The following is a 15,082-nucleotide window of genomic DNA, read 5'->3' on the forward strand; positions in this document are numbered from 1 at the left end:
GCGCTCGGCCCCGGCCGGGCGCGACCGTACCCCACAAGGGAAGCCATCGTGATTTCCGCGAAGGACCTCAAGAACCCCCACGTCGTACGCCGTGACCTGCTGGCGTCACTCGTCGTCTTCCTGGTCGCGCTGCCGCTGTGCGTCGGCGTCGCCGTCGCCTCCGGAGTCCCGGCCGAACTGGGCCTGGTCACAGGCATCGTCGGCGGACTCGTCGTCGGCCTCCTCCCCGGCAGCAAACTCCAGGTCAGCGGCCCCGCCGCCGGGCTCACCGTCCTCGTCTTCGAAGCCGTCAAGGAATTCGGCCTGGGCACGCTCGGCCCGATCGTGCTCGCGGCCGGACTGCTCCAGGTCGTGCTGGGTCTCGCGCGCTTCGGCCGCTGGTTCCGCGCCATCTCCGTCTCCGTGGTGCAGGGCATGCTCGCCGGCATCGGCCTGATCATCGTGCTGGGCCAGGTGTACGCCATGGCCGACCTCGAACAGCCGGGCAGCGGACTCGCCAAACTGGCCGGACTCCCCGGTCTCGCCGTCGACATCGTCACGAACCAGGAGGCCCTGACCGCCTTCGGCCTCGGCGCGGGAACCATCGCCGTGCTGCTGCTGTGGCCGAAGCTCCCGGCCCGGGCCCGGATCGTCCCGGCGCCCCTCGCCGCGGTGGCCCTGGCCACCGCCGTCGCCTCGCTGGCCGGCCTGCGGCCCGCCGTGGCCGATGTCAACGGGCTGCTCAACGCCATCGATCTGCCGGGCGGGGCGGAGTTCTCCCGGCTCGCCGATGTGGCGGTCATCGGCACCGTTCTGGCCTTCGCCCTGATCGCCTCGGCGGAGAGCCTGTTCAGCGCGGCGGCCATCGACCGGATGCACGACGGCCCCCGTACCGACTACGACAAGGAGCTGGTGGCCCAGGGCGTGGGCAACACCATCTGCGGGGCGCTCGGCGCCCTGCCGATGACCGCGGTCATCGTCCGCAGCGCCGCCAACGTCCAGGCCGGGGCGACCACCGCGCTCTCCCGGGTCGCCCACGGTCTGTGGCTGCTGCTCTTCGCCGCGCTGCTGCCCGCTGCCGTCGGGGTCATCCCGCTGGCCGCGCTCGCCGGAGTCCTCGTGCACGCCGGGTGCAAGCTGGTGCCCGCCAAGGATTTCGGCCCGCTGTGGCGCGAACACCGCGGGGAGGCGATCCTGTTGGCGATCACCGCGGTCGCCATCGTGGTGACCAACCTCTTCGAGGGGGTCGTGCTCGGCCTGCTGCTGGCGGTCGTCAAGTCGGCCTGGGAGACCTCGCACGTCCAGCTCACCACCCATGAGCTCACCGGCGGCCGGGTCGTGGTGACCCTCACGGGGAACGCCACCTTCCTCCGACTGCCCCGCATCCTGGAGCAGTTGGAGAAGCTCCCGCAGGATCAGCCCATAGAGCTGGACCTCACCGGACTGCGCCACCTCGACCACGCCTGCCGGATCGCCCTGGAGAACTGGGCGCGCCGGCACAACAACGCGGAGATCGAGCCGGTGACGATCCGCCAGTAGGTTCGGCTCCTCTAGGCAGCGGTACGGAACGCCGAGCGCTTCACGTAAGCGCCCGGCGTCTCGCCGAAGTAGCGCCGGAAGGCCAGGATGTAGCCGTTCGTGGAGACGAACCCCACCCGGGCGGCGACCGTGCTCACCATGTGCCAGGCGGCGAGCAGGTGGAGCGAGTGGTTGAGGCGCAGCCGGGTCCGCCACTCGGAGAACGCCAGGCCCGTCTCGGCGCGGAACCCCCGGCGCAGACGCTCGTCTATCTGATCGGGACCCGGACCAACGCGGGCAGTTCCCCCCTCGGTCTGGTGCTGGCGGGAGTGGCGCTGGCCGCTGTCATGTCGTCGCTGATCACGCTGCTGGTGGTGCGGGACGAGGCGGTCTACACGCACCTGCGGTTCTGGTCGATGGGGCAGCTCACCGGCCGGGCCGCGGTCCTCGACGACATCGTTGCGTTCGCCGTCGCCGGGCTGCTGCTGGCCCTGCCGTTCGGGCGGACGCTCAACATGCTGAGCATGGGCGAGGAGGCCGCGCGCGGGCTGGGTGTCCGGGTCGAACGCGCCCAGCTGCTCGGGGCGGCCGTGGCGGTGCTGCTGTACGCGGCGGGGACCGCGGCGGTCGGGCCGGTGGCCTTCGTCGGGCTGGTGGCGGCCCACTGCGCCCGGATGCTGGCGGGGGCCGACCACCGCTGGTCGCTGCCGCTGTCGATGGCGTGCGGAGCGATCCTGCTCATCGGCGCGGACATCGCAGGCCGGGTGGTGCTGGACCACGGCGAGATCCAGGTGGGCGTGATGACGGCGGTCGTCGGCACACCGTTCTTCGTCTGGCTGGCCCGCCGCCGGAATCTGGTGCGTGTGTGATGGATCTGCTGACACGTGTCCCCTCCACCGACGCCGCGCTGCGCGCCGCGACCCTGGCCCGGCTGCGCGCCGACCGGCGGTCCCGGTCGCGCCGTACGGTCCTGACCGTTTCGGTGCTCGTGGTGGTGCTGGCCGCCCTGCTCGTCGCCTCGGTGCTGCTGGGCGGACTCGGGCGGGGCGACCCCGCCGACGTGCTGCCCGCGGCGTTCGGGATGCGGACCGGACTGGCCGACTACATGATCTTCCGGATCCGGGTGCCCCGCGCCCTGGCCGCGCTGCTCGCCGGTGCGCTGTTCGGGCTGGCGGGCGCGCTGTACCAGCGGCTGATCCGTAACCCGCTGGCCACCCCGGACATCGTCGGGATCTCGGCGGGCGCCGGGGCCGGGGCGACGACCGTGCTCCTGTTCGCCCCGGCGCTCCCCTTCGGCGCGCCGCTCGCGTCGGTGGCCGGGTCGCTCGTCCTGCTGGCCGCGGTGTACGCGCTGAGCCTGCCTCTCGGCCGCCATCCCGACCGGCCGGATCACCGCGCTGGTCGGCCCCAACGCCTGCGGCAAGTCCACGCTGCTGAAGTCGCTGGCCCGGCTGCTGCCGATCGCGGCGGGGTGGGTGCTGCTGGAGGGCGCCGACATCCACGCCATGCCGACGCGGGAGGTGGCCCGGAAGCTCGGCATCCTGCCGCAGTCCCCGATCGACCCGGAGTCCATCACCGTCGGCGATCTGGTCTGGCGCGGCCGGCATCCGCACCGCAGGTTCGGTCAGCGGCGCACCGCGGCGGACGACGAGCTGATCACGGACGCGCTGCTGGCGACCGGGACGGCGGAGCTGATCGACCGTCCGGTGGACGAACTCTCCGGCGGCCAGCGCCAGCGCGTCTGGATCGCCCTGTCGCTGGCCCAGGACACCCCGGTGCTTCTGCTGGACGAGCCGACCACCTACCTCGACATCGCCCACCAGTTCGAGGTCATGGACCTGCTGGGCGACCTCAACGAACAGACCGGCAAAACGATCGTGCTGGTCTCCCACGACCTCAACCAGGCCGCCCTGTACGCCTCCTCGAACGTCGCCATGCGCGACGGCCGGATCGTGCACCAGGGACCCCCGAGCATGTGCTCACCGAGGAAACCGTCGCCGACGTGTTCGGTCTGAACTGCGTCGTCGTGCCCCATCCCCGTACGGCCAAGCCCCAGATCTTTCCGCTGGGCCGCCGCACCCTCACGCTGGAGAAGTGAACTGTGTCCTCTTCGATACGCCGCCGCCCGCTCGCCGCGGCCCTCCTCGACACCGACGTCGCTCCGCGCGTCGAACGGAGCCCGCGGACCGGGCCGGTGCCGCATGGGGGCAGCACCGTCCTGGTCTCGCGTCTTCTGGAGCGGCTGGCCGACGAGGACGCGGTTCTGGCGCTCTCGGAGGCGGCCGAAGCACTGCCCGCCGACGGGACGCTGCTGCTGGTCGAGCAGATCCGCCCGGCCGACCCGGACGAGGATGCCGCGCTCCAACACCTGCGGCTGGCCTGCCTGTTCGGCTCGGGGCTGCGCACGCAGGAGGAGCTGGAGACCCCGGTGGAGCGGGCTGGGCTGCGGATCCGCCGCCGCGAGGACGTCGGCTGGGACCACCGGCTGTGGGTCCTGGGCCCGGCCGGGGGCCGCTGAGCCCGGACACCTTCGCCGTACGGCTGCGCGGGGCCCGGATTCCGGGCCCCGCGCGGCCGTGTCCGCTCAGGCGGCCTGGGCGAGGAGTTCCGCGCGGCCGAAGAGGAGCGCGTAGCCGGGCGGCAGGCATCCGACGACCTCGGCGGCGAGGTCGTCGCCCACCAGGGCGGCGATCTGGCTGAGGACCACCCCGGCGTCCCACCGGGCGGTCGCCTGGGTGCCCCCGGTGCGCTCGGCGAGGTCGCCGACGAAGGCGGCCCCGGCGAACTGCTTCACGGCCGGGACGTCCGCGGTGAACACACGGGCGGCCTCCTCGGGCAGGGCGGCGGCCAGGGCGACGCGTTCGTCACCGGTGATCTGGCGGCCGAGCGCGCCCAGCACGGCACGCAGGCTCTCCTCGGCGCGTTCGCGCGTGGGGTAGGCGCCCTCGTACCGGATCTTCTCCAACAGCAGGCCAAAGGTCGTGTCCATCGGTGCGCCGGCGTTCCGAGGCTCGTGGGTCATCGTGGCGGCAGCCCTTCTCGTCCGTACTGCTCATGTCGACGCGCTATCCGCCCCCGCGGCTCGTCGTTGAGCGGGCGCGGGGGCGGACAGCGGGGGATCAAGGTCAGGTGCTCTTCGCATGCCCGCCGAAGAGCAAGTCATGCCCGGGTCCTGGCCTCGCTCCCGCAGATGGGCGAGAAACAGCCGTACGGCTGCCGGCTACGGCTTGCGCGCGACGAGTCCCCACTGGTCGACCGGCACCGCGTCGTCCTCCTCGGGCCGCCAGCGGTCGATCGGGACGAAGCCCGGCTCGAGCAGCTCCATCCCCTCGGCGCAGCCGGTGATCTCCTCCGGTTCCCGCACGAGATAGGGCGGGTTGTCGCCCGACGCGTACGCCTCCTGCGCCGCGAGCGTCTGCGGGGTCTTCACCGTGTCGCAGAGCACCAGATGGCTTCCCGACGGCATCCGGGCCAGATACCGCTGGACGACTTCGATGCCCTCGGCCGGAACGAGATGCCCGAGGGTCGAGAGCAGGAGCACGGCGACGGGCTCGGACAGGTCGAGGGTCTTCGCCGCCTCGTCCACCACCGCGTCCGTCGCGGAGAGGTCGCCGGCCACATAGGCCGTGCGTCCCTCGGGCGCGCTGGTCAGGAGCGCCTCCGCGTGGGCGAGGACGATCGGGTCGTTGTCGACGTAGACGACCCGGGACTCCGGCGCGATGCTCTGCGCCACCTCATGGGTGCTGTTCGCCACCGGCAGCCCGGTGCCGACGTCCAGGAACTGGCGTACCCCCACCGAGGCGAGATGGCGGATCGCGCGGATCTGGAAGGCGCGGGAGGCACGGGCGATGTCGACCATCTGCGGGTAGGCCGCACTCACCGCCTCGGCCAGCTCCCGGTCCACCGGGTAGTGGTCCTTGCCGCCCAGCCACGCGTTCCAGACGCGCGCCGAGTGGGGAATGTCGGACCGGACGCTGCGGCGGAATTCGTCGTCGTCGACGCTCATGGATCTCCTCTACCGGCTTTCCGTACCTGGCGGTTGACCGGACGCACACCGACCGGCCCCCTGCCGGCGACCGTACCGCGCGCCCCGGCTCCACGCAGCAGCGATGGCGGGGCGGGGCGGGCGGACCCGCGGGCGGACGCTCAGAAGATCCGGCCCACAAGGCCGAAGATCCAGCTGATCAGCACCGCGAGCAGGATGAAGATCCCGACGGTGATGACGCCGCACCACGACCAGCCGCCTCCGGTGTCCAGCCCCTGGTCGTCCCGACCGCGCAGCTCCCCGTCGAACAGATCCATGGTCCGCCCCTCCCCCGTACCCGGAACCCCCCGGTTCCGCAGGAAAGCAATCTCCCATGTCGTCCTCCTCCCGGTCGAGCCGGGTGGGGGCCGCCGGGGGGCGTGCTCACGGCAGTTCGGTCCACCCGTGGGCCGTACGCCAGTGGCCTCCCGTTCGCAGGTGGCGGACCAGGGCGCGGTGCAGGGTCGTCGTCTGCGGCAGGCGGTCGAGGTCGGCCGTCCCCGGCGGTGTGTGGAAGACGAAATCCAGCACGTCGTCGTCGCCCACCGGCCGGGCTCCGAAGGCCGTGAAGCGGCGCTGGAACGCGAGGATGTTGGAGCCGGCCGGGAGGTGGTCGGCGAGCTGCCGGTCCAGGAGCCAGGAGTGGCAGGTGGCGTGCCGGTGGGGGGCGCCGGGGAAGTACCGGGCCTGGAACTCCCGGGCGGCGGCGAAGGAGGCGTCGCAGCCGCCGGGGTCGAGCGGGCCGTCGCCGGGGATGTGTACCTGGAGGACCGGGTCTCCGTGGGCAGGGCCCCCGGCGGCCGCCGCGTCCCCGCCCGAGGCGTCGGCGTCGAGGACGCCCCGCTCGAACTGGAGGCGGCCGAGCCGGTGCAGGGTGCCCCGGAAGTGCCGGACCATCCACCCCTGGCGGTCGAAGCCGCCGGTGCCGTGGCCGAGCCGGTACGTGGTCAGCTTCGCGCCGAGGTCGGCGAAGGTGGCGGCGACGATGTCGTCCGGGATGCCGAGGCGCCGTTGCCGCTCCAGGGCGTGCGGGAGGGCCAGGAGGTAGAGGTGGACGTAGAAGTACCGGCCGGCGCTGCCGAGTGCGGCCGGCGCGGTCGGCCAGTCGGGCACGGTCGGCGGGGCGTCGGGGCCGGGGTCGGCGTGGAGCTGCTGGTGGCAGCGGACGAGCGCCTCCCAACGGACGGGGTCGTGCCCGGGGTCCGGCAGACCGGCGGCCACTTCTTCCCGGTCGGGGCCGGGGACGGCCAGCAGGTCCATCCGCTCGGCCAGTTCCGCACCGGTCGGCGGCGTCGGGTCCGCGACGGTGGTGACAGCGGGTTGTCCGCCGAGAGCGGCCAGCCACTGCCCTGCGGCGGCTTCCGGGCCGGCGGGACGGTCCGCGGGCCCGGTCATACGTGGGCCGCCGCGGTGAGCTGGTGGCGGAGCCGGTCCAGCTCGCGGATGCTGTCGTCGAGGCCGCCCGGGCGGGACCTGAGGAGCCAGCAGGCGCGTTGCTCGGCGAGCAGCGGCTCGATCCGGCGCAGCAGGCGGCGCGCGGTCGCCGGGTCGATCGCGTCGGCGCCGGGAACGGAGCCGGCGTCGGCCGGTCCGGCGGCGCGGGCGCGCAGAACGTCCAGGGCGAACTGAGCCAGCGCGACGGCGTGGTGGAGTTCGCGCCGCACGACGTCGCCGTCGGCGGCGGCCGGGTCGGCGGCGGTGAGGTCGTCCCGGCAGGCGGCGAGCGTCACGGCCACCCGGTCCAACGCCTCCGGTGCCGGAAGGGCCGGCAGCGGGACGGCGGGGTCGGGGAAGAGGGCGCGGGCGATCGGCGAAGCGTTGAGCAGCGGCACCCCCAGGTCCCGGTGGACCCGGCCGAGGCGCATCAGGACGCCGCCCGTCAGGCGGGCCTCGTCGAGCAGGACGTGGTCGTCGAGGACGGCGGCGATGTCGAGGTCCCGGTTGGCCTCCAGGGACCAGCTCACCGCGCCGCCGAAGACGACCGGGCCGTACGCCACCGAGGGCGCGTCCCAGTGGCCGTGGTCGCCCCAGGAGGTGAGCAGGAATCCCTGGGCGGCGTTCTCGCGGCCGGTCTCGGCGGCGTCCAGCATGTTGTCGACGGCGTTGTCGATCCGGCCGAGGAGGGAGTTCCAGTTGCTCGCGCCGGGGGCGACCCAGAACGGCACGCCGGCCTCGGAGAGGAGTTTGCCGCGCGAACGGAAGCCTTCGCGGAGGTTGTCGAGGTCGGCGCCGAGCCGCTGCCAGGTGCGGGCCTCGGGCGTGTCGCCGTCGATGACCTCGGACAGCAGCCGGGGCCCGTCGTACTGCCACACCACGGGGACGGCTCCCGGCGGGACCCGGTCCATCAGTTCCGGGTGGTCGGCGAAGACGTCGGCCCAGAACTCGACGGTGTACCCGGCCTCCAGCCAGGGAGCCATGAGCCGGGTGACGAAGGAGAAGTAGACCTCGCCGACGCCCTGTTCGGCCACCCGCTCCGCCGACCGTCCGCGTCCCAGCTCGAAGGGCTCGTCGGCGCCGATGTTGAGCCGCCGGGAGCGGACCTCGCGGGCGACCTCCGCGACCAGGGCGGTGGCGAAGGCGGCGTTGTCGTCGGCGGGTTCCAGGGTGCTGGGCGGGCGGTGGACGCCGCCGCGTTCGAAGCCTTCGGGGTTTTCGGCTCGGTGCGTGTGGCGGGGATGGCGCAGGAAGCGTTCCATGTGGCCGAAGGTGTTCTGATTGGCGACCAGTTCGATGCCGGCGGCGGCGCAGCGCGCGTCGAGCCAGCGCAGGTCCTCGGCGGTGAGCGGGGAGGCGTCCTGCCAGACGTCCCGGTGGTCGCGGAAGGCGTAGGTGTGCTCGCCGTACAGCTCCAGCTGGGTGAAGCGGGCCAGGGCCAGGATCTCGATCCAGCGGGCCAGGGTGCGGCGGGTGGGGACGCGGTCGCGGCTGATGTCGAGGAGGAAGCCGCGTACGGGGAAGTCGGGGTGGTCGCTGATGTCGTAGCCGGTGGCGGTGTAGTCGTGTCCGGCGCGGAGCTGGTCCAGGGTACGCAGGGCGTAGCGCAGGCCGAGGGCGTCGCGGTGGTCGACGGTGACGCCCTCGGGGCCGGTGCGCAGGCGGTATCCCTGGGGCGGGAGGTCCGGGTCGGCGGTCACGTGGACCGGGGCGTCGAGGGCCGCGCCGCCGGGGGTCGTCTTGAGGGAGCGCGGGGCGGGGAAGGGGGTGACGGGCACGGTGGGGCTCCGGGGTGCTGGGGCGGGAGGTGTGGCCGGGTGGCGCGGGGCCGGAGCCCCGCGCCACCCGGCGACGTGCGGGTCAGGTGCAGGAGCTGAGCTCGCAGATGTCGTTGCGGTCGGTGGAGACCTTGAGGTCGTCGTACCAGATGAAGCTGTTGTCGTTGTTCGGGGCGAAGGAGGGGGTCGCGCCGCCGGCGAAGCTGGAGAAGTAGGCGCGGTCGACCTGGTCGTTGTTGGTGACGAAGCGGAGGCCGGTCACCTTCGCCGCGGACTGGCCGTTGTAGAAGACCTCGATCTCGCCGTCGGGGTTGGCGTTGCCGCCGGTGACGGTGTTGACCTTGACGCGCTGGGCGACGTTGACCCACTGGTTCTTCGGCCAGTGGATGTCGGCGCCGTTCTTCTTGAGGACGGCGTAGTCGCCGTACTGGCCCGCGTGGCCCATGTGGTAGTAGTACACGGCCGCCTGGCCGTTGTTCTGCCGCCAGATCATGCGGGAGCTGAAGCCGTTGGTGCCGTCGCAGACCTGTCCCCCGGAGCAGGAGGCCCCGCCTGCGAGTCCGAGCCCGACCTTGCCGGCGTACTCGGTGGTGCCCCAGCTGAAGTCCCCGCTGAACTTCACCCAGAACGAGAGGTAGTACTCGCGCGCCTTGGTGAGGGCGAAGGGGGCCTGTGCTCCGGAGTCCTCGGGGCCGATCTTGCCCTTGGGGTAGTGGATGCGCAGCGACTTCGAACCGCCGTGCGCGGGTGTCGTGTCGTCGATGCGGGCCCGGGTCTCCATGCCCTGCTGCCAGGGCGCGGTCCAGCCGTCGGTGGCCCACTGGCCGAGCGGGTAGCCGTTCCCGGCGGCGGGGCGTTCGAAGGTGTTGACCTTGTACGTCGGCGCCTTCGCCGCCGGGGCGGGTCCGGCGGTGGCCTGCGGGGCCAGGACGGCGGCGGGGACGAGCAGCGCGGCTGCGGCGGTCAGGAGCAGGGTTTTCGTCTTCATCGTTCCTCTTCCCTGTGGGGTGGGGATGCCCGGTGGGGCGGGCGTCTCCCCGTGGGTGGGTGCGGGGTGATGTCAGGCGAGCCAGCGCGGCAGGGCGCCGGCGATGAACGCGTCCTCCTCTGCGAGCCAGGGGTAGGTGGAGTGCACGCGGTCGATCTCCCGCGCCTGTCCGGGCGAGAGGCCTTCCGCGGGATCGAGGCACCAGACGCCGTTCAACAGGCCCTGGCGGCGGAGCACTTCGTGGACGCCCGCGATGACTCCGGCGAAGGAGCCGCGGACGTCGTAGACGGCGGCGTTGGCGTCGGTGTCCCCGGCGAGCCGGGCCAGCGCCCGCTGCCGGGCCGCTTCGTCCCCGGCGTCGGCGGCGTGGACGTCGGCGAGCAGCCGGACCGCCGAGCGGGTCCAGACGGCCCAGTGGCCGAGCAGCCCGCCGACGAAGCGGCGGACGGCCGGGCCGGTGGGGGTGGTCACGTGGTACGGGGTGAGGAGGTCGGCGACGATGGTGTCGTCGTTGCCCGTGTAGAGGGCGACATCGGCTCCCCGGCCGGAGTCGGCGATGCCCTGGACCAGCTCCAGGGTGCGGTAGCGGTCGAAGGGAGCGGCCTTGACCGCGACGGTGGACTCCTGGTCGGCGAGCGCCCGCCAGTAGGCGCGGGGCAGTTCGCGTCCGCCGACGGCTTCCTGGAGGTAGAAGCCGATGACGGGGAGGATCTCGCCGACGGCGGCGCTGCGGTCCAGGAGGTCGTCGAGCGTGGCGTGCGGGAGCCCGGCGGGCGAGACGAGGACGGCGTCGTAGCCCAGTGCGCGGGCGGTGGCGGCCTCCTCGACGGCCTGGCGGACGGGTCCGGCGACTCCGGCGATCCGTAGGAAGGGGCGGCTCGCGACGGCCGACGCGCTTTCCTCGGCGGCGAGTTCGAGGACGGGCCGGAACAGGCCGTGGCCGCGGATGGCGAACTGGGTGGTGTGCACGCCCACCGCCACTCCCCCGGCGCCCGCCTCCAGGTAGTAGCGGGTGAGGGCGCGTTGCCGCCGTTCGTCGACGGTGCGGTCGGCGGTGAGGGCGAGGGGGTGGGCGGGGATGACGGTTCCCCGGTGGAGGAGTGCGGCGGCCGCCGGAGCCAGCGGAGCGGACGCGGGCATCAGAACGAGCCGTCCCGTCGCTCGAACTTGGTCGGCTTGTCCCAGAGTTCGCCGCCTTCGGTGATCCATCGGGCCTGGAGTTCGACGAGTTGGCCGAGGGTGCGGTCCGGGTAGCCGAAGAGGGTGTGGCAGAGCGTGGCGTCGGCGAGCAGGCTGGTGGCGGGCTCCTTGCCGGTGAACTCCGGTACGACGTCGAGGTGGTGGGCCAGCCTGGTGGCGAGGGTGCGCACTCCCGCCGTCTCGGGCCCGGTCAGATTGAGAACGAACGGCTCGGGTGCGGCCGCGTGGCCGACACTGCGCAGGACGACCTCGTTGGCGTACCGCTGCCAGACGACGTTCACCGCGCCCGCGCCGAGGTCCACCGGCCGGCCGGCGAGCAGGGTGCGGGCCAGGTCGGCGAGGACGCCGTAGCGGGGCTCCACCGCGTAGTTGAGGCGGATCAGGGCAACGGGGGTGCCCTCGATGCGTGCGGCGTGGGTGAAGACCTGCTCCCGGCCCCGGCAGGTGACGGCGTAGTCACCGACGGGGCGGGGCTCGTCGGTCTCGCGCGAGCCGCCGGTGACCGGGGCGGTCATGCCGTAGACGTTGCCGGTGGAGAGTGCGACGACACGGGCGCCCCGGTAGCGCCGGGCCACGAAGGCGGGCAGCACCGTGTTGGTCATCCAGGCCTGTTCGGGCGCGGAGGCGGTGCCGAACTTCGCGCCGACCAGGTGGATCGCGACCGCCGCGTCCGGGAGGTCGTCCACGGCGGCAGGGTCCGACAGATCGACGGCGAGGGTGCGGGCGCCGAGCTTCTCCAGTCCGGCCCGGCCCCGCGCGTCCGTCCACCGGGACACCGCCAGCACCTGGACGTCCTCACGGCCCGCCCCGTCCAGTGCCCGGCGGGCCATCGCGGCGATGCCCGCTCCCGTCTTGCCGCCGGCTCCCAGGACCACCACATCGCCGGGCCAGTCGGCGGCCTCGGCCACCAGCGCCGGTCCCGGGCGGCCCAGTTCCTCTTCGAGGTCCGGGACGCCGCTCCGGATTTCCTTCATCGCATTCTCCCACCCAATTCATTCCCTTGAAAGGAATGAATTTCCGCATTTCTTGACGCTGGGGTTACAAAAGCACCGCCAAGTGGTTGACGCAAGAGATTGATTGCTGCAATCTCACCGGCATGAAATCGGCAGAGAAGAAGGATTCATTCCTTCGCGGGCCCAAATACCTGCAAGTCGCCGAGCGGCTGCGCAGGGAGATCACGAGCGGCTCCTGGGCGCCCGGGGCGCAACTGCCCGTCGAGCGGGAGCTGGCGGACACGCTCGCGGTCAGCATCAACACGCTGCGCCGGGCGGTCAGCGAACTCGTCGACGAGGGCATCGTGCAACGGCGGCAGGGGGCGGGCACGTTCGTGTCGCCGTCGCCCGAGGCCGCTCCCGCGGAGGCCGGTTCACCCAGGGGCCGCCGCCTGGTGGGCGTACTCGTCCCCTCGACGACGTACTACTATCCGCGGGTCGTCGACGGTATCCAGCGGGTGCTGCGGGACGCCGGCGTCGGCGTCGTCCTCGCCTCCTCGAAGTACGACCTCGGCATCGAGCGCGACGAGGTGCGGGCGATGCTCGACAGCGGCGTGCAGGGGCTGCTGCTCGTGCCGAATCTTCATCTGCTGGACGAGCCGCAGGAGTACGTGGACGACCTGCGGCGGCTCACCGTGCCGTACGTCCTCGTCGAGCGGCGTCCCCCCTCTCCGGCGCCGGACGATCCCACGTCCTACGTGGCCACGGACCACCCCGGCGGGGTCGCTCTGGCCGTCCGCCATCTGCGCTCGCTCGGCCATGAGCGGATCGGTCATCTGGGGCGGCTGCGCACCGGGACGTCGGACGCCGTGGCGCGCGGGTTCGACGAGGCCGCGGCGCTGCTGGGCGCCGACGTGGTGGAGGGCGCGGTGGCCCGCGCGGACATCTGGTCCGCCGAGGGCATCGCCGCCTACGCGCGGCACTGCGTCGACGCGGGCATCACAGCGGTGTTCTGCCACGGCGACCGGGACGCGGCGGCCCTGGTGGTGGCCGCCCGGCGGCACGGCCTGTCGGTCCCCGAGGACCTCGCCGTCGTCGCGTACGACGACGAGGTCACCGAAGTGGGCGACATCCCGCTGACGGCGATCTCCCCGCCCAAGGAGGAAGTCGGAGCGCTGGCCGCCCAACTGCTGCTGGGCGGAATGGACTTCGGGTCGGGCGCGGTGTCCCACCGCGTCGACGTACAGCCGCGCCTGATCGTCCGGGCGTCCTGCGGCGCGGCGCCACGCGACCGCTGACCTCGCTTTCCTCTTCTCCTGACCTGCCCCGTACCTCACCTCTCTGGAGATCCCCATGCCCCCCGCCCCGTCCGCCGGCCGGTTCCGTATCGGCGTCCTCGGCGCGGGAGGTGTCGGCGCCGCCCATGTGCTCGCGGCCGCCGGCGCCCCCGACTACGAGATCGCGGCGATCTGCGACACCAACCGCCCCGCGGCCCAGGCCCTCGCGGACTCCGCCGCCGTGCCGGCCTACAGCGACCACCGGGTGATGTTCGCCGAGGCCGGTCTCGACGCGGTCGTGATCGCCGCACCGCACGCGCTGCACGCCCCGATGACCGTCGAGGCCGCGCGGGCCGGACTCCACGTCCTGGTGGAGAAGCCGATGGCCACCACCACCGAGGACTGCGCCCTCATGGCGAAGGCGTGCGAGGCGGCCGGTGTGCTGCTAGCGGTCGCCCATGTCATCCACTTCGACCCGGTCGTCCGCGAGACCCGGACCCTCATCGCCTCCGGGCGGTACGGACAGCCGCTGCTCATCACGCACCGGCGCTCCTCCCACTACGAGCCCGGCTCCCGCCCTCCGTGGTTCTTCGACCGGGCGGTCGCCGGAGGGGGCATCGTCCTCAACGTCGGTACCCATGGTCTCGACCGCATCCAGCTGTTCGCCGACTCCGCCGTCCGCCGCGTCAGCGGGGTCGTGCGGGGCCGCCCCGGGCTGGAGGTGGAGACCGACGCCCTGGCGCTGGTGGAGCTCGACAACGGCATCAACGCCAGCATCGCGCTCACCAGCCGGGGCATGCCGTACTTCGACGAGACCGAGGTCGTGCTCGACGAGGCCACACTGCGCATATCCGCGACCGAGGGGCTCTTCGTCCTCCGCGACGGGCAGGCCACGCACCTCCTCAAGGCCGACCCGGGCCACCAACAACATTCCTTCCGTGCCCAGTTGGACGGGTTCGTGACAGCGGCACGCGGCGGCCCCGGCCACTACGTCGACGGCGCGTACGGGCGCGGTGTCGTCGCCGCCGCACTCGCGGTGTACGAGTCCGCCGAGCGGGGACAGCGGGTCGAAGTGGCTGCCGAACGGGTGGCCCCGTGACCCCCCGGGCGTTCAGCACCCTGGGCTGCCCCGGCGCCGACCTGGACGAGGTGGTCCGACTGGCCCGTACCGGCCCCTGCTCCGGAGTCGAACTCCGTTGCTGCAAAGGCCAATTGATTCACCCCGGGTCGGATCCGGCCGAGGCGGACCGCATCGCGGGGGCGCTGCGCCGGGCAGGTCTCGCGGTGCCGGTGCTCGCCTCGTACGTCCAGGTCGCCGCCGACGGGCCGGATGTCATCGGGCAGTTGGCCCGGCACATCACCCTCGCGGCCCGGCTCGGCGCGGGCCAGGTGCGGGTCTTCGGCGGCGGGGCCGGGCTGCCGAGGGGACGGCGGGAGCGGGCGATGCGTCATCTGGCCGCGGCTGCGCCTCTCGCCGCGACGGCCGGGGTCGGCATCGCGCTGGAGACCCACGACGAGTTCCTGACGGGCGCCGAGGTGGCTGAGGTGCTGGAGGCCGTCGGCTCTCCCGCCGTGGGGGCCGTGTGGGACGCGGTCAACCCGTGGCGGGCGGGCGAGAGCCCGGAGCGCACCGCCGAACTGCTGGGGCCCTGGCTCCGCCACGTACAGCTCAAGGACGTCGCCTCGCCCACCGATCTGCGGCCGGTCCCGCCCGGCCGGGGTGTGCTCCCGCTCGGCGATGTGCTGGGACAGCTCCGCCGTCTCGGTTACGACGGCTGGATCAGCCTCGAATGGGAGCGCGCCTGGTACCCCGAGGCGGCTCCGCTCGCCGAGGCGCTCCCCGCCTTCCACCGGGTCCTCGACGCCGCCTGAGGGCGCGCGTACCCGTCTCCGTCCTCATCTCCCCACCCACGAAAAGGGGTTCTCCATGCGTTCTTCCTGTCCCACCGTCA

15 protein-coding genes and 2 pseudogenes are annotated in these 15,082 nt (G+C 73.0%); 8 read left to right on the forward strand and 9 right to left on the reverse strand.

Annotated elements, in window-relative coordinates; all coding sequences use genetic code 11:
* The first annotated feature begins 48 nt into the window (after window positions 1-48).
* A complete protein-coding gene (locus WQO_RS02155; RefSeq protein WP_010061761.1) occupies window positions 49-1,518 on the forward strand; it encodes a SulP family inorganic anion transporter in 1,470 nt (489 codons plus the stop codon).
* A gap of 11 nt (window positions 1,519-1,529) precedes the next feature.
* On the opposite strand, the gene WQO_RS34640 is transcribed toward WQO_RS02155, so the two are convergent.
* Complete coding sequence (locus tag WQO_RS34640) at window positions 1,530-1,769, reverse strand: helix-turn-helix domain-containing protein (RefSeq protein WP_079055628.1); 240 nt, start codon at window positions 1,767-1,769, stop codon at window positions 1,530-1,532.
* Here WQO_RS34640 and WQO_RS02160 point away from each other — a divergent pair.
* The 4 genes and pseudogenes from WQO_RS02160 (at window position 1,677) to WQO_RS02170 (ending at window position 4,015) form a co-directional block, all read left to right on the forward strand.
* Window positions 1,677-2,366, forward strand: coding sequence for a FecCD family ABC transporter permease (locus tag WQO_RS02160; protein WP_237274089.1), 690 nt, complete (start codon window positions 1,677-1,679; stop codon window positions 2,364-2,366). The two genes, WQO_RS34640 and WQO_RS02160, sit on opposite strands and share 93 nt — an antisense overlap.
* Window positions 2,366-2,794 (forward strand): annotated as a pseudogene (locus WQO_RS34645) (iron chelate uptake ABC transporter family permease subunit); the annotation flags it as partial. The gene WQO_RS02160 and the pseudogene WQO_RS34645, both read left to right, overlap by 1 nt.
* A 64-nt stretch (window positions 2,795-2,858) precedes the next feature.
* Window positions 2,859-3,595: pseudogene (locus WQO_RS02165) on the forward strand (ABC transporter ATP-binding protein); the annotation flags it as partial.
* Window positions 3,596-3,598: 3 nt separating this feature from the next.
* Complete coding sequence (locus WQO_RS02170) at window positions 3,599-4,015, forward strand: methyltransferase (protein WP_010061767.1); 417 nt, start codon at window positions 3,599-3,601, stop codon at window positions 4,013-4,015.
* A gap of 66 nt (window positions 4,016-4,081) precedes the next feature.
* On the opposite strand, the gene WQO_RS02175 is transcribed toward WQO_RS02170, so the two are convergent.
* The 8 genes from WQO_RS02175 to WQO_RS02205 form a co-directional block, all read right to left on the reverse strand.
* A complete protein-coding gene (locus WQO_RS02175) occupies window positions 4,082-4,519 on the reverse strand; it encodes a DUF2267 domain-containing protein (protein WP_010061768.1) in 438 nt (145 codons plus the stop codon).
* Window positions 4,520-4,717: 198 nt separating this feature from the next.
* Window positions 4,718-5,503 carry an SAM-dependent methyltransferase gene (locus WQO_RS02180; RefSeq protein ID WP_010061770.1) on the reverse strand — a complete coding sequence of 262 codons (786 nt, stop codon included), beginning with the start codon at window positions 5,501-5,503 and terminating at the stop codon, window positions 4,718-4,720.
* Between the two features lie 140 nt (window positions 5,504-5,643).
* The gene (locus tag WQO_RS36305) at window positions 5,644-5,799 is read right to left on the reverse strand and encodes a hypothetical protein (RefSeq protein WP_010061771.1); all 156 of its coding nucleotides are present in this window, start codon (window positions 5,797-5,799) and stop codon (window positions 5,644-5,646) included.
* Window positions 5,800-5,905: 106 nt separating this feature from the next.
* Complete coding sequence (locus WQO_RS02185) at window positions 5,906-6,916, reverse strand: acyltransferase domain-containing protein (RefSeq protein WP_058953846.1); 1,011 nt, start codon at window positions 6,914-6,916, stop codon at window positions 5,906-5,908.
* The gene (locus WQO_RS02190; protein WP_010061773.1) at window positions 6,913-8,733 is read right to left on the reverse strand and encodes a glycoside hydrolase family 20 zincin-like fold domain-containing protein; all 1,821 of its coding nucleotides are present in this window, start codon (window positions 8,731-8,733) and stop codon (window positions 6,913-6,915) included. Before WQO_RS02190 ends, WQO_RS02185 begins: the two co-directional genes overlap by 4 nt.
* Before the next feature lie 82 nt (window positions 8,734-8,815).
* Window positions 8,816-9,721, reverse strand: a complete 906-nt coding sequence (locus WQO_RS02195) for a polysaccharide lyase (RefSeq protein WP_010061774.1) — start codon at window positions 9,719-9,721, stop codon at window positions 8,816-8,818.
* A 72-nt stretch (window positions 9,722-9,793) separates the two neighbouring features.
* Window positions 9,794-10,861, reverse strand: coding sequence for a dihydrodipicolinate synthase family protein (locus WQO_RS02200; RefSeq protein ID WP_010061775.1), 1,068 nt, complete (start codon window positions 10,859-10,861; stop codon window positions 9,794-9,796).
* Window positions 10,861-11,895, reverse strand: coding sequence for an NAD-dependent epimerase/dehydratase family protein (locus WQO_RS02205; protein WP_010061776.1), 1,035 nt, complete (start codon window positions 11,893-11,895; stop codon window positions 10,861-10,863). The genes WQO_RS02200 and WQO_RS02205 overlap by 1 nt, the downstream gene beginning before the upstream one ends.
* A gap of 122 nt (window positions 11,896-12,017) precedes the next feature.
* Between WQO_RS02205 and WQO_RS02210 the strand changes: the two genes are divergently transcribed.
* Genes WQO_RS02210 through WQO_RS02220 form a run of 3 tightly spaced genes read left to right on the forward strand, consistent with a single transcriptional unit; the run spans window position 12,018 to window position 15,002 of the window.
* A complete protein-coding gene (locus WQO_RS02210; protein WP_010061777.1) occupies window positions 12,018-13,151 on the forward strand; it encodes a GntR family transcriptional regulator in 1,134 nt (377 codons plus the stop codon).
* Between the two features lie 55 nt (window positions 13,152-13,206).
* Window positions 13,207-14,229: a Gfo/Idh/MocA family protein gene (locus WQO_RS02215; protein WP_010061779.1), complete on the forward strand. Its 1,023-nt coding sequence runs from the start codon at window positions 13,207-13,209 to the stop codon at window positions 14,227-14,229.
* Window positions 14,226-15,002 (forward strand): sugar phosphate isomerase/epimerase family protein, encoded by a 777-nt coding sequence (locus tag WQO_RS02220; protein ID WP_010061780.1) that lies wholly within the window; start codon window positions 14,226-14,228, stop codon window positions 15,000-15,002. Before WQO_RS02215 ends, WQO_RS02220 begins: the two co-directional genes overlap by 4 nt.
* The last annotated feature ends 80 nt before the right edge of the window (window positions 15,003-15,082 follow it).

Source organism: Streptomyces globisporus C-1027, from assembly GCF_000261345.2.
Taxonomy (GTDB): Bacteria; Actinomycetota; Actinomycetes; order Streptomycetales; family Streptomycetaceae; genus Streptomyces; species Streptomyces pakalii.